Annotated in this window: 12 protein-coding genes; 6 read left to right on the forward strand and 6 right to left on the reverse strand. The window is 70.1% G+C overall.

Features of this window, described 5'->3' with window-relative positions; translation table 11 throughout:
• Positions 1-27 precede the first annotated feature (27 nt).
• Positions 28-540: a pantetheine-phosphate adenylyltransferase gene (gene coaD / locus LH62_RS21965; RefSeq protein WP_043364281.1), complete on the reverse strand. Its 513-nt coding sequence runs from the start codon at positions 538-540 to the stop codon at positions 28-30.
• Positions 533-3,271 (reverse strand): DNA gyrase subunit A, encoded by a 2,739-nt coding sequence (gene gyrA, locus LH62_RS21970; protein WP_144404683.1) that lies wholly within the window; start codon positions 3,269-3,271, stop codon positions 533-535. Before gyrA ends, coaD begins: the two co-directional genes overlap by 8 nt.
• A gap of 263 nt (positions 3,272-3,534) precedes the next feature.
• Here gyrA and LH62_RS21975 point away from each other — a divergent pair, with 263 nt between their 5' ends.
• The 4 genes from LH62_RS21975 to LH62_RS21990 all read left to right on the forward strand — a co-directional run bounded on the left by LH62_RS21975 (position 3,535) and on the right by LH62_RS21990 (position 11,340).
• On the forward strand, positions 3,535-5,736 hold the full coding sequence (locus LH62_RS21975; RefSeq protein ID WP_043364285.1) for a N,N-dimethylformamidase beta subunit family domain-containing protein: 2,202 nt from the start codon (positions 3,535-3,537) through the stop codon (positions 5,734-5,736).
• 107 nt (positions 5,737-5,843) lie between these two features.
• The gene (locus LH62_RS21980) at positions 5,844-6,545 is read left to right on the forward strand and encodes an ImuA family protein (protein ID WP_052214809.1); all 702 of its coding nucleotides are present in this window, start codon (positions 5,844-5,846) and stop codon (positions 6,543-6,545) included.
• A complete protein-coding gene (locus tag LH62_RS21985; protein ID WP_043364287.1) occupies positions 6,542-8,041 on the forward strand; it encodes a DNA polymerase Y family protein in 1,500 nt (499 codons plus the stop codon). The genes LH62_RS21980 and LH62_RS21985 overlap by 4 nt, the downstream gene beginning before the upstream one ends.
• Positions 8,038-11,340 (forward strand): error-prone DNA polymerase, encoded by a 3,303-nt coding sequence (locus LH62_RS21990; RefSeq protein WP_043364289.1) that lies wholly within the window; start codon positions 8,038-8,040, stop codon positions 11,338-11,340. Before LH62_RS21985 ends, LH62_RS21990 begins: the two co-directional genes overlap by 4 nt.
• 10 nt (positions 11,341-11,350) lie before the next feature.
• Here LH62_RS21990 and ssb read toward each other — a convergent pair whose 3' ends face one another.
• On the reverse strand, positions 11,351-11,896 hold the full coding sequence (gene ssb / locus LH62_RS21995) for a single-stranded DNA-binding protein (RefSeq protein ID WP_043364291.1): 546 nt from the start codon (positions 11,894-11,896) through the stop codon (positions 11,351-11,353).
• 135 nt (positions 11,897-12,031) lie between these two features.
• Between ssb and uvrA the strand changes: the two genes are divergently transcribed.
• Complete coding sequence (gene uvrA, locus LH62_RS22000) at positions 12,032-14,914, forward strand: excinuclease ABC subunit UvrA (RefSeq protein ID WP_043364293.1); 2,883 nt, start codon at positions 12,032-12,034, stop codon at positions 14,912-14,914.
• Here the strand turns inward: uvrA and LH62_RS22005 are convergent.
• The 3 genes from LH62_RS22005 to LH62_RS31255 are packed head-to-tail and all read right to left on the reverse strand — an operon-like array spanning position 14,911 to position 16,444.
• Positions 14,911-15,516: a thiamine pyrophosphate-dependent enzyme gene (locus LH62_RS22005; RefSeq protein ID WP_043364295.1), complete on the reverse strand. Its 606-nt coding sequence runs from the start codon at positions 15,514-15,516 to the stop codon at positions 14,911-14,913. The genes uvrA and LH62_RS22005 overlap by 4 nt on opposite strands.
• Positions 15,513-16,043 (reverse strand): thiamine pyrophosphate-binding protein, encoded by a 531-nt coding sequence (locus LH62_RS22010; protein WP_043364297.1) that lies wholly within the window; start codon positions 16,041-16,043, stop codon positions 15,513-15,515. Before LH62_RS22010 ends, LH62_RS22005 begins: the two co-directional genes overlap by 4 nt.
• A gap of 5 nt (positions 16,044-16,048) precedes the next feature.
• A complete protein-coding gene (locus tag LH62_RS31255) occupies positions 16,049-16,444 on the reverse strand; it encodes a VOC family protein (protein ID WP_043364299.1) in 396 nt (131 codons plus the stop codon).
• A gap of 156 nt (positions 16,445-16,600) precedes the next feature.
• On the opposite strand from LH62_RS31255, the gene LH62_RS22020 reads away from it, so the two are divergent.
• A complete protein-coding gene (locus tag LH62_RS22020) occupies positions 16,601-17,191 on the forward strand; it encodes a TetR/AcrR family transcriptional regulator (RefSeq protein WP_144404599.1) in 591 nt (196 codons plus the stop codon).
• The last annotated feature ends 46 nt before the right edge of the window (positions 17,192-17,237 follow it).

The following is a 17,237-nucleotide window of genomic DNA, read 5'->3' on the forward strand; positions in this document are numbered from 1 at the left end:
TTTTCTCCCCAATAAGGCCGGTCGGGCTCAGCCGGCCTGAGACTCGCGAATCCGGGCCAGGGTCCGTTCCAGCACCAGAGGCGGCACGAAGCTGCTGATGTCGCCCCCGAGCCGCGCGATCTCCTTCACCAAACGCGAGGCGATGAACTGGTTCGTCTCGCTGGCCAGAAGAAACACCGTCTCGATCCCGTCATCCAGGCGGCGGTTCATGCCTGCCATCTGATACTCGTAGTCGAAATCCGTCACGGAGCGAAGGCCGCGGACGATCATTCCCGCTCCGGCCTTCCGCGCGACATCGACCACGAGTCCTTCGAAGGGCACCACCTCGATCCGTGCGCCGCTGCGCTCGGCCAGCGGCGCGGCCTCGGCCTGCACCAGTTCCACTCGTTGTTCGAGCGTGAAGAGCGGGCCCTTGCCGGTGTTGATGGCCACGCCGATCACCAGCCGGTCGAGCAACCGCGCTGCCCGGCCGATGACATCGAGATGCCCGTTGGTCACCGGATCGAAGGTGCCGGCATAGAGGCCGACGCGCTCACCCATCGGACGGCACCTCGGGCTCGGTCGCCGCCAGGGCGCCCGTCTGCGCGGCGCCGGAATCCGGCCCCGCCTCGCCCTGATCGTCGACGACCGGGAAGCAGCTCGTCACCCGCTCCCCCTCGTTCAGCCGCAGCATCATCACGCCGAGGCCGCGCCGCCGCGTCAGTCGCACCTGGTCCGCCGGCAGGCGGATCAGCCGGCCGGTATCGGTGACGAGCATGACATCGTCGCCCGGCCGCGCCGGGAAGGTGGCGACCACCTCGCGCCCGGTGCGGCGGCTGAAGACCATGTTCTCCAGCCCCTGCCCGCCACGGCCGGTGATGCGGTAGTCATAGGCGAGGCTGCGCTTGCCGAAGCCGCCATCGGTGACGGTGAGGATGATCTCCTCCTGCTCCTCCAGCTCCCGCGCGCGATCGGCCGAGAGGGTGATCTCGGCGACGCCCTCCTCCTCGCCTTCCTCCGATACGGCAACGGGCGCCGCCTCCATCTCCTCGACACCATTGCCATTGGTGCGGCGACGCTGCGCGGCATTGCGGATCGCCGCCTCGCGCTCCGCCGGCGTCGCCTCGACATGGCGGAGCACGGAGAGCGCGATCACCTCGTCGCCCTTGGCAAGGCGGATGCCGCGCACGCCGCTGCTGTCGCGGCTGGCGAAGACGCGGAGCACATCCTCGGTCGCCTGGAAGCGGATGGCGCGGCCCTTGCGGGTGGCGAGCAGCACGTCGTCGCCCTCGCGGCAGGTCTGCACGCCGATGAGGTTGTCGCCAGCGTCAAGCTTCATGGCGATGAGGCCCGCGGCGCGGACGTTGCGGAAGTCGGACAGCCGGTTCCGCCGCACCCCGCCCGAGGCGGTGGCGAAGACCAGGTGCAGCCCGTCCCACAGGCTCTCGTCCTGCGGCAGCGGCAGCACGGCGGTGACTTGCTCGCTCTCCTGGAGTTGCAGCACCTGGCGGAGGCTGCGCCCCTTGCCCTGCGCGCCGCCCTCCGGCAGCTGCCAGATCTTCTCGCGGAAGGCGATGCCGCGGCTGGTGAAGAACATCACCCACTGATGGGTATGGGCGATGAAGCTGCGCACCACCACGTCGTCCTGCCGCGTGCCGGCCGCGCTGCGCCCGCGCCCGCCGCGGTGCTGCGCGCGGAAGACGTCGAGCGGCGTGCGTTTCACATAGCCGTCCCGCGTCAGGGTGACGACCATGTTGCCCGGCTCGATCAGGCTCTCGTCGTCGAGGTCGGCGACGTAGTCGACGATCTGCGTCAGCCGCGGCGAGGCGATCTGCGCCCGCACCGCCCGCAGCTCCTCCGACATCACCTCCATCCGCCGCACATGGCTGCCCAGGATGTCGAGCAGCTCGCGGATGCGGGCGCCGACCTCCTCCAGCTCGGCGGTGATCTTCTCGCGCTCGAGCCCGGTCAGCCGGCTGAGGGTGAGGGCCAGGATGCCGCGGGCCTGCGCCTCGGTCAGGCGAACCGTGCCCTCCGGCGTCACCACATTGCCGGCATCCTCGATCAGCGCCAGCAGCGTGCCGACATCGCCGGCCGGCCAGTCGCGTGCCATCAGCGCGAGCCGCGCCTCGGTGCTGTCGCGGCTGGCGCGGATCAGGCGGATGACCTCATCGATATTGGCGACCGCGATGGCGAGGCCGATCAAAAGGTGCCCCCGCTCCCGCGCCTTGGCGAGGCGGTAGCGCGAGCGGCGGAGGATCACCTCCTCGCGGAAGGCGATGAAGGCGCGCAGCGCCTCGACCAGCCCCATCTGCCGCGGCCGGCCATTGTCGAGCGCCAGGAAGTTGACGGCGAAGGAGGTCTGCAGCTGGGTCATGCGGTAGAGCTGGTTCAGCACCACCTCCGCCGTCGCATCGCGCTTCAGCTCGATGACGATGCGCATGCCGTCGCGGTCGCTCTCGTCGCGCAGGTCGGAGATGCCCTCGATCGCCTTGGCGCGGACCAGCTCCGCGATCTTCTCGATCAGGTTCGCCTTGTTGACCTGGTAGGGGATCTCGGTGGCGATGATGGCCTGCCGGCCGCCGCGCATCTCCTCGATCTCGCACTTGGCCCGCAGCGGGATGGAGCCGCGCCCGGTCTCGAAGGCGTTGCGGATGCCGCTGCGGCCGAGGATGAGCCCGCCGGTCGGGAAGTCCGGCCCGGGCATGATCTCCATCAGCTGCTGCAGCGGGGTCTCGGGGTCGGCGATCAGCGCCAGCGTCGCGTCGATCACTTCGGTCGGGTTGTGCGTCGGGATGTTGGTCGCCATGCCGACGGCGATGCCCTGCGCGCCGTTCACCAGCAGGTTCGGGAAGGCGGCGGGCAGAACCCGCGGCTCGCTCTCGCTCTCGTCGTAGTTCGGCTGGTAGTCGACGGTGTCCTCGTCGATCCCATCCAGCAGCGCCGAGGCGGATTTCGCCAGCCGCACCTCGGTGTAGCGCATGGCCGCCGGCGGGTCGCCATCGACCGAGCCGAAATTGCCCTGGCCATCGACCAGCGGCACCCGCATGGAGAAGGACTGCGCCATGCGGACCATGGCGTCGTAGATCGCCGAATCGCCATGCGGATGGTACTTACCCATGACGTCACCGACGACGCGGGACGACTTGCGGTGTGCCTTGTCCGCCGTGTAGCCGCTTTCCTGCATCGCATAGAGGATGCGGCGGTGCACCGGCTTCAGCCCGTCCCGCGCATCGGGCAGCGCGCGGGAGACGATCACGCTCATGGCGTAATCGAGGTAGGAGCGGCGCATCTCCTCCTCGAGCGCCACCGGGGCGGTGTCGCCCGGCCCTCCGTCAGCGCCGTTCTGGGTTTCGCTCACGCGTCTCGGTTTCCTTGGGGCTCGGCCGGCCCTGCCGGAATGGCAATGGCCGGGCGCCCGGCGGGCCTCGGCCCGCGGGTTCCATTGGGTCCATATATAGGCATTCCGGGCCTCAACGCCAAATCCGCGGGTGCGATTGACACTCCCTCCGGCCGACGAAACACTTCCGGCCCCACCGCTGCGGAGGTCGCCTCATGCTCCCCATCACCGGCTATGCCGACCGCTGGAGCGTGAGACCGGGCGAGACCATCCGTTTCATGGTGAGTGTCCAGGGCGGTGCGGACTATTCCGCCCGCGTCGCCCGTATCCACTGCGGCGACCCGAACCCGGCCGGGCCAGGCTACCGCGAGGTGCCGATGCCCTCGGCCATCGAGGGACGGCACCCCGGCACGGAGCAGCCCATCCGGCGTGGAAGCTTCGTCGATCTCCCATCGGTCGATCTCGGCCGGGGGGATCGGGCGCTCGGCATCGCCGTGACGGTCTGGCCTACCCTGCCGGACCAGCCCGGCGTGGTGCTGGCATGGGACGGCGGCGGGGCGACGCTCCGGCTCGGCCTCGGCCCCGAGGGTGCCTTCTGCGAGTTCAACGGCCAGCGGGTTTCGACGGGCCGGCCGCTCACGGCGCGCGCATGGCATGACATCGCCCTGGTGCTGGACCCGGCGAGCGGCACCCTCACCCTCCGCCAGCAGCCCCGCAAGCCGCGGCTGGACCGACGCGAAGCGGCCGAGGCCGAACTTGCCCTGTCAGCCCCCTTCCCCGCCGGTCCCGGCGGTGCCGCCATCGCCGCCGACCAGCCGGCGGGCCGGTGTTTCAATGGCAAGATCGAACGCCCGCGCCTCGCAGCCGGCCTCGGGGCCGACGAACTCCTTGCCGCCCAGGCCGCGGGCACGGCCCTGCCGGCCGGCGCCCTGCTGGCGGAGTGGGATTTCGCCATCGGCATCACCGGCGACCATGTGGCCGATACCGGCCCCGGCCGCTGGCACGGGCGCTGCGTGAACCTGCCGACCCGCGCCATGACCGGCAGCCGCTGGACCGCCGCCCATCAGCGCTGGACCGAGGCGCCGGAGCATTGGGGCGCCATCCACTTCCACGAGGATGACATGGGCGATGCCGGCTGGCAGCCCTCGCTCAGCCTCACGGTCCCGGAGGACTGGCCGAGCGGCGTCTACGCCCTGCACCTGGAAGGCGCCGGCTGGCGCGACAACATCCCCTTCTACCTCCGCGCCGCGCGGCCCGGTGCGCGGGCCAGGGTCGCCTTCCTGGCGCCCACCTTCACCTATACGATCTACGGGAATTTCGCCCGGCCCGGCCGCCAGGCCCAGCTCTACGACCGCGCCGTCGCCTGGAGCGCCCTGCAGCAGTCGCCGGATGGGCACCCGGATTACGGGTTCTCGACCTACAATTGGCACACGGATGGCAGCGGCATCGCCTATGCCTCCATGCGCCGGCCGATGATCGACAAGCGGGTCAACCACATCCAGATGATCGATCCCTCGCCGGAGGGCTCCGGCACCTACTGGATCAGCGCCGACAGCTACATCATCGACATGCTGGACCGGCACGGCATCGACTACGAGGTGGTCACCGACCACGACCTGCATGCCGAGGGGGCCGCAGCGCTTGCTCCCTACAGCGTGGTGCTGACCGGCCAGCACCCGGAATACCATTCCGACCAGACGCTCGACGGCATCGCCGGCTACATCGCGGGCGGGGGGCGCTTCGTCTATCTCGGCGGCAACGGCTTCTACTGGAAGGTCGTGCCGCATGGGGATGGCCCCTGGGCCCTCGAGGTCCGCCGGGCGGAGGGCGGCATCCGGCTCTGGGCGGCCGAGCCCGGCGAGTCCTACCATGCCTTCGACGGCAGCTATGGCGGCCTCTGGCGCCGGCTCGGCCGGCCGCCGCAGAGCATCGTCGGCATCGGCTTCAGCACCCAGGGCGACTATACGGGCCACCCCTATCGCTTTGCTCCCGGAATTCTCGATCCGCGGGTCGCCTTCCTGCGCGAGGGAATCGAGGCGGTGCCCGGCCTGGAGTTCGGCGAGCGCGGCTTCATGGGCGGCGGCGCCGCCGGCCATGAGCTGGACCGGGCGGATATCCGCCTCGGCACGCCGCATCACGCCCTCATCGTGGCGACCGCGATCGTCACCGAGCCAAGCTATGCCCCGGTGAACGAGGAGCGCTACGACCATACGCTCTGGCCGCGCCAGCATGACGAGGTGATGCGCTCCGACATCACCTTCTTCGAGGCGCCCAAGGGCGGCGCGGTGCTGTCCTTCGGCTCGATGAACTATATCGGCGCCCTGCCGGTAGACGGCTACGCGAACGCGGCCGCACGGCTGGTCCTGAACGCCGTCCGGCGCTTCAGCGACCCGGCACCCTTCCCCGGCATCGAGTAAGGCATCGCCTCAGGACGGGATGTCGTGGTCGAAGGCGCTCGCGCCGCCCTTCGGCCGGTCCGATTTGTTCTTGATTCGTTCGATTGCCTCCGCCATCGTCCGCGGCGATGCGCCCCGCCGATTCCACCGCCTCCGCTGCGTTCGACCAGGCGGCGATGCTCGCCGCGCTGCGGGCCCGGGTGGTGCGGCTGGAGGGCAGCGGCCGGGCCGCGGCGGGACGCCTCGACATTCCCGGCTTGCCGGGCGGCGGGCTAGCACGTGCAGCGCTCCATGAGGTGCTGGCCGCTGCCCCTGGCTGCGGCGCCGCCTTCGCCGCCGTGCTTCTTGGCCGTTGCGGCGGCACCGTGCTCTGGATCGCGGGGGCGGCCGATAGCCTGCAGGCTTGGCCGCCGGGCCTTGCCGGCTGCGGGCTCGACCCGGCCGACCTCATCCTGGTTCGCGCCGAGCGGCCGCAGGATGCGCTTTGGGCCATGGAGGAGGCGCTGCGCTGCCCGGCGGTGGCCGGGGCGGTGCTGGTCCTGGCCGACAACCTTCCGCTGACGGCGACGCGGCGGCTGCAGCTCGCCGCCGAGGCCGGCCGGGCGCTCGGCCTGCTGCTGCGGCCCGGGATGCTGACGGCCGAGCCCAGCGCGGCCCTCACCCGCTGGCGGGTGGCACCGCTGCCCGCCGTCGAGTCGCCGCGCTGGCACCTTGAATTGCTGCGGGCCAAGGGCGGCGCGCCAGATGGTCCCTGGACCCTGGCCTGGCAGGCCGCAACGCGGCAACTGCGGATCGAGGAAGCCCCGGCCGCGCACCGAGCCACCCGATGACGAGCCGCTTCCTCGCGCTTCACTTGCCGCATTTCGCCACCGACCGGATTCGCCGGGCCGAGCGCGGCCTGTCGCCGGATTGGCCGCTCGCCGTCTGGGCCGCGCAGGGCAGCCGCCGCCTGCTCGCCGCGGTGGATGCGGCGGCCGGGGCGGCAGGGCTGCGGCCCGGCCAGCCACTCGCCGATGCCCAGGCGATGCTGCCCGCGCTGCTGCTGCGCCAGTCCGATTTGATCGGGGAGGCGCAGGCCCTGGCCGAACTCGCTCTCTGGGCCCGGCGCTACACGCCCCTGGCCGCCGCGGACCCGCCGGATGGGCTGTTGCTCGATGTCACCGGCTGCGCTCATCTGCATGGCGGCGAAGCGCCGCTGCTGGAGGAGGCGATGGGACGCCTGCGCCACGCCGGCATCGCGGCGCGCGGCGCCATCGCCGGGGCCGCTGCCACGGCAGGTGCCCTGGCCCGCGCCCGAAGCGACAACCCGATCGCCGTTTCGGGCACCGAGGCGGCGGTGGCTGGACCCTTGCCGGTCGGCCTGGCGCTGCGCCTGCCGCCCGCCATGCTGCAAAGCCTCGCTTCGCTCGGGCTGCATCAGGTTCATGCGCTGGCAGGCCTGCCGCGCGGCCCCCTGGCCCGCCGCTTCGGCCAGGATTTGCTGGACCGGCTGGATGCGGTGGTTGGCCGGCGCCCTTCCCCCATTCAGCCAGCCCTGCCGCCGCCCGAACTGAGCGCGGCGCGGGAGATGGTGGAGCCGATCGTGACCCGCAGCGGCATCGATGCCGTGCTGGACCGGCTGCTCGACGAGCTTTGCGACCGGCTGCGCACCGCCGGGGTTGGGGTGCGGCAACTCACCCTGCTGGCCTGGCGGGTCGATGGGGCGGTGCAGGAGGTGGCGATCGGCACCGGCCAGCCGATGCGGGAGGCAGCGCATCTCCGCCGCCTCTTCGCCACGCGGCTGGAACGGCTGGAGCCCGGCCTCGGCTTCGAGCGGATGGCGCTCGAGGCGCGCGCCACGCAGCCCATGACAGCCGGGATGCAGCCCGGCCTCGCCATCGGCAGCCGGACGGAGGAAGCGGATGCCGAGCTGGCCTTGGCGCAGCTGCTGGACCGGCTGGGCCAGCGCCTGCGGGTGCGCCGCGTGGCGCCCCGGGCCAGTCATTGGCTGGACCACGCGGTCGCCGCGCTCGACCCGCAAACCTGTCCGCCGCCGATGCCGGAGGGCTGGGCAGCCCCGGCCTGGCCGGTTCTGCGGCTGCGCCGGCCGCAGCCGCTGGAGGTGGCGGCGGCCTTGCCGGATGCCATGCCCGCCCTCCTGCATTGGGGCGGTCGCACCCATCGGCTGCGGCGACTGGAAGGGCCACTGCGGCTGGAGGCTGAATGGTGGCGGGCTCAGCCGGGCCAGGCACGGCGCGACTATTACCGCGTGGAGCTCGACTCGGGCCTGCGGCTCTGGCTCTGCCGTGCGGAAGGCCGCTGGACGCTGCACGGCCACCTGCCATGAGCGGCTACGCCGAGCTTGGGGCACGGTCGAATTTCTCCTTCCTCGATGGCGCCTCGCACCCGCACGAGTTGGTGGAGCGCGCGTCCATGCTGGGCCTTGCCGGGCTTGGGATCTGCGACACCAACAGCCTGGCCGGGGTGGTGCGCGGCCATGTGGCGGCGCGCCAGGCCAAGCTGCGCTTCGCCGTCGGCTGCCGGCTGGTGCTGGCCGATGGCAGCGCCTGGCTCGCCTGGCCGACCGACCGCGCCGCCTATGGCAGGCTGACTGCGCTGCTCTCCCATGGCCGCATGACGGCACCGAAGGGCGAGTGCCGTCTGCAGCGGACCGATCTGCTGGCCGCCGCCGAGGGTTGGGCGCTGGCCATCATTCCGCCAGCCGGGGCGGATGCCGGCTTCGCCGAGCAGCTGTGTGCCGATGCCGGGGCGCTGCGCGGCCGGCTCGCCCTCCCGCTGCTGCTCGCGGCATCCTGCCCCTTCCTCGGCGACGACCAGCGCCGGCTCGACCGGCTGGCGGCTATGGCGGAGGCCGCAGGCGCTGGGCTGTTGGCCACCAACGACCCGCGTTTCCACGACCCGGCGCGGCGGCCGCTCGCCGATGTGCTGACCGCCATCCGTCTCCGCACCACCGTCGATGCGTTGGGCTATGCGGCCGAGCCCAATGCCGAGCGGCACCTGAAGCCGCCGGCGAAGATGGCGCGGCTCTTCGTCCGCCATCCGGAAGCGCTGGCCAACACGCTTCGTGTGCTGGAGGCGAGCGCCGGCTTCTCGCTCGACCAGCTGCGCTACGAATACCCGGAAGAGCTGCTGGAGCCCGGCCGCAGCGCGCAGGAAACGCTGGAGGCGCGGATCGGCGAGGCGGTGGCGCTGCGCTGGCCGGGCGGCGTGCCGGAGAAGATCGCCCAGCTTCTCCAGTACGAGCTTGGGCTGATCGGCCGGCTCGGCTATGCGCCCTATTTCCTGACGGTGCACGAGATCGTCCGCTTTGCCCGCGGCAAGGACATCCTGTGCCAGGGCCGTGGCTCGGCAGCGAATTCGGTGGTCTGCTTCGTGCTCGGCATCACCGCCGTCGATCCGGCGAAGCACGACCTGCTCTTCGAGCGCTTCATCTCCGAGAGCCGTGGCGAGCCGCCCGATATCGACATCGACTTCGAGCATGAGCGGCGCGAAGAGGTGATCCAGCACCTCTACGAACGTTACGGGCGGAACCGCGCGGCGATCTGCGCCACCGTCATCCGCTACCGCACGCGCAGCGCCATCCGCGAGGTGGGCAAGGCGATGGGGCTGAGCGAGGACGTCACCGCGCGCCTTGCCAAGGCGAGCTGGGGGCCCGGGCGGGAAATGTCGCTCGCGGCGCTCGCCGCCTCGGTGGGGCTGGAGCCGGGCGATGCGCGGCTCGGCCTGGCTTTGGCGCTGGCCGAGGAACTACTCGACTTCCCCCGCCATGCCGCGACGCATGTCGGCGGCTTCGCCATCACCCGCGGCAAGCTGACGGAACTGGCCGTGGTGAGCCGGGCAGCGATGGACGGGCGCACCGTGCTCGAATGGGACAAGGACGACATCGACGCGCTCGGCATCCTCAAGGTGGATGTGCTGGGGCTCGGGATGCTCTCCTGCCTGCGGCGCGGGCTCGAACTGCTGCGGCAGCACCGGTTGGGGGAATACGTCGATCTCGCCGCGCTGCCGCAGGACTGCCCGCAAACCTATGGGATGCTGCGCCGGGCCGACAGCCTTGGCGTCTTCCAGGTCGAGAGCCGGGCGCAGATGAACATGCTGCCGCGGCTGAAGCCGGAGGAGTTTTACGACCTCGTCATCCAAGTGGCGATCGTCCGGCCGGGGCCGATCCAGGGCGACATGGTGCATCCCTACCTGCGGCGGCGGCAGGGCCTGGAGCAGGTCATCTATCCCTCGCCCGACCCGGCGCATGGCGAGCCGGACGAGTTGGAACAGGTGCTCAGGAAGACGCTCGGCGTGCCGCTCTTCCAGGAGCAGGCGATGCGCCTCGCCATCGTTGCCGCCAAATTCTCGCCAGGGGAGGCCGACCAGCTTCGCCGCTCCATGGCGACCTTCCGCATGACGGGCGGCGTCAACCGCTACCGCGACCGGTTGGTGGATGGGATGGTGCGGCGCGGCTACGCACGGGACTTCGCCGAGCGGGTTTTCTCGCAGATCGACGGCTTCGGCAGCTACGGCTTTCCCGAAAGCCATGCGGCGAGCTTCGCCCTGCTCGTCTACGCCTCGAGCTGGATCAAGTGCCACCACCCCGGCGTCTTCGCCTGCGCGTTGCTGAACAGCCAGCCGATGGGGTTCTACGCCCCGGCACAGATCGTCCGCGACGCGCGAGAGCATGGGGTGGAAGTGCGGCCGGTCGATGTGAATGCCAGCGATTGGGATTGCGCACTGGAGCCGGCGGCGAAGGGACCCGACCGGCTCGCCCTGCGGCTCGGGCTGCGGCTGGTGGCGGGGCTGGCGAGGGTGGAGGCGGAGGCGATCGTCGTGGCCCGCCTGGAGCGAAACGGGGCACCTTTCGAATCGGTCGAGGATCTCGCTTGGCGCAGCAGCCTTCGTCGCCGGGCCATCGAGGCCTTGGCCGCGGCGGATGCCTTCGCCAGCGCCGGCCTGCCACGACGGCAGGCGGCCTGGGCAGCGCGTGGCATCGCCAGCGGTCCGCAGGACCTGCCGCTCTTCGCCATCGCCCGGGATTCGCCCGAAGCCGCCATGGCCGGCCGCGCCGGGCTGCTGCCGGAATCCGAGGTTCCGCTCGCCGTCCCGGACGAGGGGGAGACGGTGGTCGGGGACTACCAGTCGACCGGCCTCACCCTGCGGCGGCATCCGCTGGCCCTGCTACGGCCGCAGCTGGAGGCGCTGCGCCTGGCCGACACGCGGCAACTCAACACGGTCCGGGCCGGGACCGTGCTGCGCCTGCCCGGGCTGGTGCTGATGCGGCAGCGGCCAGGCTCGGCCAAAGGCATCGTCTTCCTGACCGTGGAAGACGAGTTCGGCATCGGCAACCTTGTCGCCTATCCCGACATCGTCGCACGGGACAGGGCGGCGCTGGTCGCCGGCCGGCTGCTGGTGGCGGAGGGCCGGGTGGAGCGGGAGGCGGAGCGGGCCGAGGTGCCGATCGTCCACCTGGTCGTCCGCCGGCTGGTCGACCGGTCCGACCTGCTGGACGGGCTGATGAAGGCGGGAGATGCCGTTTGGGCGGAGCGCAATCTCGGCCATGCCGACGAGGTGCGCCGGCCGGAGCCTGATAATCATGGGCCAAAGGCACGGCTGCCGGGCAGCCGCGACTTCCGCTGAGGAGACGCCGTCAGAAGGGGATGTCGTCGTCGAGGTCGCTCGCCCCACCCTTCGGCTTGTCCCAGCCACCACCCCCGCCGCCGCCGCCACCGCCGCGCGAGGCGCCGCCCCCACCCGAGCGCTCATAGCCGCCCGAGGAGCGGCCGCCGCCGCCGCCGTAGCCGCCGCCACCACCGCCCTCGCCCATCTCGCCGCCGGCGCCGCCGCGGCCGTCGAGCAGGGTCAGCTCGCCACGGAAGCGGCTGAGCACCACCTCGGTGACCTCGCGCTCGTTGCCGTCCTTGTCGGTGTACTTCCGGCTCTCCAGCTGGCCTTCCAGATAGACCTTGCTGCCCTTCTTCAGGTATTTCTCGGCAATCTCGCCCAACTTCTGATTAAAGATGGCAATCCGGTGCCACTGGGTCCGTTCCTTCCGTTCGCCCGAAGCGCGGTCAGCCCAGGACTCGCTGGTTGCGATGGAGAAACTCACCACCCGGTCGCCGGACTGCATGTTGCGGACCTCGGGGTCACGCCCCAGATTGCCCACCAGAATTACCTTGTTGACGCTGCCGGCCATGCCGTCCGAACCCTTGGAAGCTGAGAGGGAAGGACCATGCCTGCCGAATGCCCTTCCCGCCAGTCCCATATAATGTCATCACTGCCAGAACACAAGGCGAACGTGGGCCGCGCGCCCCGTGGAGCACGACCCCGTATGGCCACCCCCTCCCCCCTCTCCGGCGCCGGCTTCCTCCGCATCCGCGGCGCCCGCACGCATAACCTCAAGAATCTCGACCTCGACATCCCGCGCGGCACGATGACGGTCATCACCGGCCTCTCCGGCTCCGGCAAATCCTCGCTCGCCTTCGATACGATCTATGCCGAGGGCCAGCGGCGCTATGTCGAATCCCTCTCGGCCTATGCGCGGCAATTCCTCCAGCTCATGCAGAAGCCGGATGTGGACAGCATCGAGGGGCTGAGCCCGGCCATCTCCATCGAGCAGAAGACGACGAGCCACAATCCACGCTCGACCGTCGGCACCGTGACCGAGATCCACGACTACATGCGCCTACTCTGGGCCCGTGTCGGCGTGCCCTACAGCCCGGCGACCGGCCTGCCGATCGAGGCGCAGACCGTCTCGCAGATGGTCGACCGCGTCATGGCGATGCCCGAGGGCACGCGGCTGCTGCTGCTCGCGCCAGCCGTGCGCGGCAAGAAGGGCGAATACAAGAAGGAGCTGGCCGAGTTCCAGCGCCGCGGCTTCGAGCGGGTGAAGGTCAACGGCACGCTCTACCAGATCGCCGAGGTGCCTGCGCTCAGCAAGAAGCTGAAGCACGACATCGAGGTGGTCGTCGATCGCATCGTGGTCCGCGAGGGCATCGCCCCACGCCTGGCCGACAGCTTCGAGACCGCGCTCGCCCTGGCCGATGGCATCGCTTATGCCGAGAATGCGGATACCGGCGACCGCACCGTCTTCAGCGCGAAATTCGCCTGCCCGGAATCGGGCTTCACCATCGAGGAGATCGAACCGCGGCTCTTCTCCTTCAACAGCCCGCAGGGCGCCTGCCCGACCTGCGACGGACTCGGGACCCAGACCTTCTTCGATCCGATGCTGGTCGTCCCCGACGATCTCCGCACCCTGGCCGAGGGCGCCATCGCCCCCTGGTCCGGCGCGCAATCGCCCTATTATGACCAGACGCTGGAAAGCCTCGCCCGCCACTACAACGTCCAGACCTCGACCCCCTGGGGCGACCTGCCGGCCAGGATCCGCAACGCCATCCTGCACGGCACGGGCGAGGAGGTGGTGACGCTCCGCTACAAGGACGGCCTTCGCAGCTATGACGTGAAGAAGCCTTTCGAAGGCGTGCTTCCCAATCTCGAGCGCCGCTACCGCGAGACGGACAATCCCTGGATTCGCGAGGATCTCTCGCGCTACCAGGCCGCCAAGCCCTGCCCCGCCTGCGACGGCCACCGGCTGAAGCCGGAGGCGCTGTCGGTGAAGATCGCCAGCAAGCATATCGGCGAGGTCGCGCGGCTTTCCATCCGCGACAGCGAGCGCTGGTTCGGCACCGTCTTCGACACGCTGACGCCGCAGCGCCAGGAGATCGCCCGCCGCATCCTGAAGGAGATTGCCGAGCGGCTGAAATTCCTCGTTGATGTCGGGCTCGACTACCTCTCCTTGGGCCGTTCCTCGGCGACGCTTTCCGGCGGCGAGAGCCAGCGCATCCGCCTGGCCTCGCAGATCGGCAGCGGCCTCACCGGCGTACTCTACGTGCTCGACGAGCCGAGCATCGGCCTCCATCAGCGCGACAACGAGCGGCTGCTGACGACGCTCCGCCGGCTGCGCGACATCGGCAACACCGTGCTCGTCGTCGAGCATGACGAGGATGCCATCCGCGCCGCCGACCATCTGATCGATATCGGCCCTGCCGCCGGCGCCGGCGGCGGCCGCGTCATCGCCCAGGGAACGCCCGCCGAGGTCGCCGCCAACCCGGCGAGCCTCACCGGCGACTACCTCGCTGGCCGCCGCCGGATCGAAGTACCGGCGACGCGGCGCAAGATCGACCGCAAGCGCGTGGTGAAGGTCGTCGGCGCCAGCGGCAACAACCTGAAGAACGTCTCGGCGGAATTCCCGCTCGGCACCTTCACCTGCATCACCGGCGTCTCCGGCGGCGGCAAGTCTACCCTCGTCATCGAGACGCTCTACAAGGCGGCCGCCCGCCGGCTGATGGGCGCCGGTACCGTCCCCGGCCCGCACGAGAAGATCGAGGGGCTCGATCAGCTCGACAAGATCATCGACATCGACCAGTCGCCGATCGGCCGCACGCCGCGCTCCAACCCGGCGACCTATACCGGCCTCTTCGCCCCGATCCGCGACTGGTTCTCCGAGCTGCCGGAGAGCCGCGCCCGCGGCTACAAGCCCGGACGCTTCAGCTTCAACGTGAAGGGCGGCCGTTGCGAGGCCTGCCAGGGCGACGGCCTCGTCAAGATCGAGATGCACTTCCTGCCCGATGTCTACGTCACCTGCGACGCCTGCAAGGGCAAGCGCTACAACCGCGAAACGCTGGAGGTGAAGTTCCGGAGCAAGTCCATCGCCGATGTGCTGGAGATGACGGTCGACGAGGGCTGCGAGTTCTTCTCCGCCGTCCCCGCCATCCACGAGAAGCTGAAGGTGCTGCGCGAGGTCGGCCTCGGCTACATCCATCTGGGCCAACAGGCGACGACGCTCTCGGGCGGCGAGGCCCAGCGCATCAAGCTGTCGAAGGAGCTGTCGCGCCGCGCCACCGGCCGCACGCTCTACATCCTCGATGAGCCCACCACCGGCCTCCACTTCGAGGATGTGCGGAAGCTGCTGGAGCTGCTGCACCAGCTGGTCGATGCCGGCAACACGGTGGTGGTGATCGAGCACAACCTCGAGGTCATCAAGACCGCCGACTGGCTCCTCGATCTCGGCCCGGAGGGTGGCGACGGCGGCGGCCGCATCGTCGCCGCCGGCACGCCGGAGGATGTGGCGGCGACGGAGGAGAGCCATACCGGCCGCTTCCTCGCGCCGCTCCTCGCCCAGGCAGCGCCGGTGAAGAAGCGGAAGCGGGCCTAACCCAGCAGCTTGCTTCGCTTCGCCCCCATCCCCCGCATGAACCGGTCGCGGATCTGCGGGGGATCGCGCTCCGTCTGCGTCACCGGCGGCTGATCATCCAGCTTCACTGCGATGAAGTGCGGCCCGTCTGTGGCGAGGCACTGACCGACCAGCCGCTCGAAATCCGCTTCGTCCGCGGCCCAGGCGGCGCCGGCGAGGCCGCAACCCCGCGCGATGGCGGCGTAATCCGCCCGCGCTGCCGGCGTCTCTTGCCCGCCGGTGATCTGATAGACGCCGTTGTCCATCACCAAGATTGCCAGGTTCTTCGGCGCCAGCGTCGCCACCGTCGCTAGGCAGCCGAGCTGCATCAGCAGCGAGCCATCGCCCTCAACGGCGAAGACCTTGCGCTCCGGCTGCGCGAGCGCGACGCCCAGAGCGATGGGCACGGCCAGCCCCATGCTGCCCAGCATGTAGAAATTCTGCGCCCGGTGCCCGGCGGACCAAAGGTCGAAATTGGTGTTGCCGATGCCGCCGATGACAGCCTCCTCATGCTCCAGCCGGGCCACCAGCCGCTGCATGAGGTCGAAGCGGTACATCCGCTTCGCGTTGTGCGCCACGATCATGCTACCACCTGCCGCGCGGTTGGCTTGCCGCCGGTCAGCAGCGGCGAAAGGACTAGCGCCGCCGGCAGCTGCGTCAGATGCGCCTGCTGGATGGTGCGGTCCATGATGAACTCGCACTCGTCGAGCCGGGTGACGACGTGGTACTCCATCGCCAGCGCTTCCAGCGTCGGCCGCATCGTCCGCCACACCGCCGCCTGGCCCTGATTGAACTCACCCATTGTTCCCCGTTCGCTGATCATCAGCAACACCGGGATCTGGAAGGCGCAGGGCAGGCTCGCCAACACATTGGCGAGGGTAGCGAAGCCGCTGGTCTGCATCAACACCATGCCCCTGGTGCCCGCCATCCAGGCCCCGGCGACGATGCCGACCGCCTCTTCCTCACGCGCCACCGTGAAGGCGTGGAAGAAGGGGTCGGCATGGATGGCCGCGATCAGCGGCTTCAGCACGTTGTCCGGCACGTAGGGGATGAGGCGAACCTCATTCGCTTTAAGCACGTCGAGCGCGATCTGATGCCAAGCGCGGTCCATGCGGCTCAGACCGTCTCGCTCGGCGGGTAGTTGAGCTCCACCGCCACACCATCCGGGTCGAACAGGAAGAGCTGGGTCTGCCGGTCGCGCGGGATCACCCGTTCCTCATGCTCGACTCCTTGAGCGGCGAGCCGCGCCTTCATCTCGGCAAGGCCGGTGCAGGAGAAGGCGATGTGGTCCAGCAACCCCGTCGGGCCGACATTCCGGGGAATATGCGCATCCCGCTCCCGCGGCCCGATGAGGTGGACGGTCGGCTCCCCGTCGCAATAGAGCCAGTAGCCCTCGAAGCCGAGCGGCGGCCGGTAGCCGATCTCGAGGCCGAGGACATTCACGTAGAAATCCTTCGTCCGCTCCAGGTCGGCGGGCCGGATGGTATAGTGGTTCAGCCCGTGCAGCGGCATGACGCCCCTCCCTTGCCAGGCAGTCGGTCGTTCGACCATATCTCGGTACCCGCCGCCTTTCCTGTCAAGGCGCGCAGACAGGGCAAAGGGACCGCGTTGACCGAGAAGCTCAGGCCAGCCGAGGCCGCCTCCAGCGCCCGGGAGCGCATCCTTGACATGGCCCAAGCGCTCTTCGCCGAGCATGGCTATGCCGCCGCCTCCACCCGCGCCATCACCCAGGCCGCAGGGGTGAACCTCGCCCAGCTCCACTACCATTTCGGCGCGAAACGGGAGTTGTTTAAAGCCGCCTATCGCCGCGGCGCCGAACAGGTGACGGAGGCCCGCCGCCGCGCCCTTGCCGAGGCCCGTGCCGAGTTCGGCGAAATGCCAGTCCCGCTGGAGGCGCTGGTCCGCAGCTTCGTCACCCCCTTCATGCTGAACGGCCAGACGCCGGAAGGCCGAGCCACCATGCGCATGCATGCGCGCCTCCATACCGAGCCGGACGATATCTCGAAGGAGGTGCTCAGCACCGTCTATGACGAGACCACCCTCGCCTATCTGGCCGAGTTCCAGCGCATCCTGCCAGACATTCCGCATGAGACGCTGTGCTGGCGCCTCTATTTCATGATGGGTGCCTATCGCTACACCCTGCTGCGAACGGGCCGGCTGGAGGCCATGTCCGGCGGCGCCTGCAACAGCGGAGACTTCGAGAGGGCCGTGGCGGAGATCCTGCCCTTCCTCTGCGCCGGGCTTTCCGCCCCGGCCTAGAGCGAGGCCATTCGCACTGACGTACGAACCCCGCTCAAACTTGTTG

Source organism: Belnapia sp. F-4-1 (assembly GCF_000802185.1).
Classification (GTDB): domain Bacteria; phylum Pseudomonadota; class Alphaproteobacteria; order Acetobacterales; family Acetobacteraceae; genus Belnapia.

Bases quoted from the DNA above. Each gene is read 5' to 3' on its own strand.
- coaD (WP_043364281.1), bottom strand. From the start codon at position 540: ATGGGTGAGCGCGTCGGCCTCTATGCCGGCACCTTCGATCCGGTGACC.
- gyrA (WP_144404683.1), bottom strand. From the start codon at position 3,271: ATGCGCCGCTCCTACCTCGATTACGCCATGAGCGTGATCGTCTCCCGC.
- LH62_RS21975 (WP_043364285.1), top strand. From the start codon at position 3,535: ATGCTCCCCATCACCGGCTATGCCGACCGCTGGAGCGTGAGACCGGGC.
- LH62_RS21980 (WP_052214809.1), top strand. From the start codon at position 5,844: ATGCGCCCCGCCGATTCCACCGCCTCCGCTGCGTTCGACCAGGCGGCG.
- LH62_RS21985 (WP_043364287.1), top strand. From the start codon at position 6,542: ATGACGAGCCGCTTCCTCGCGCTTCACTTGCCGCATTTCGCCACCGAC.
- LH62_RS21990 (WP_043364289.1), top strand. From the start codon at position 8,038: ATGAGCGGCTACGCCGAGCTTGGGGCACGGTCGAATTTCTCCTTCCTC.
- ssb (WP_043364291.1), bottom strand. From the start codon at position 11,896: ATGGCCGGCAGCGTCAACAAGGTAATTCTGGTGGGCAATCTGGGGCGT.
- uvrA (WP_043364293.1), top strand. From the start codon at position 12,032: ATGGCCACCCCCTCCCCCCTCTCCGGCGCCGGCTTCCTCCGCATCCGC.
- LH62_RS22005 (WP_043364295.1), bottom strand. From the start codon at position 15,516: ATGATCGTGGCGCACAACGCGAAGCGGATGTACCGCTTCGACCTCATG.
- LH62_RS22010 (WP_043364297.1), bottom strand. From the start codon at position 16,043: ATGGACCGCGCTTGGCATCAGATCGCGCTCGACGTGCTTAAAGCGAAT.
- LH62_RS31255 (WP_043364299.1), bottom strand. From the start codon at position 16,444: ATGCCGCTGCACGGGCTGAACCACTATACCATCCGGCCCGCCGACCTG.
- LH62_RS22020 (WP_144404599.1), top strand. From the start codon at position 16,601: ATGGCCCAAGCGCTCTTCGCCGAGCATGGCTATGCCGCCGCCTCCACC.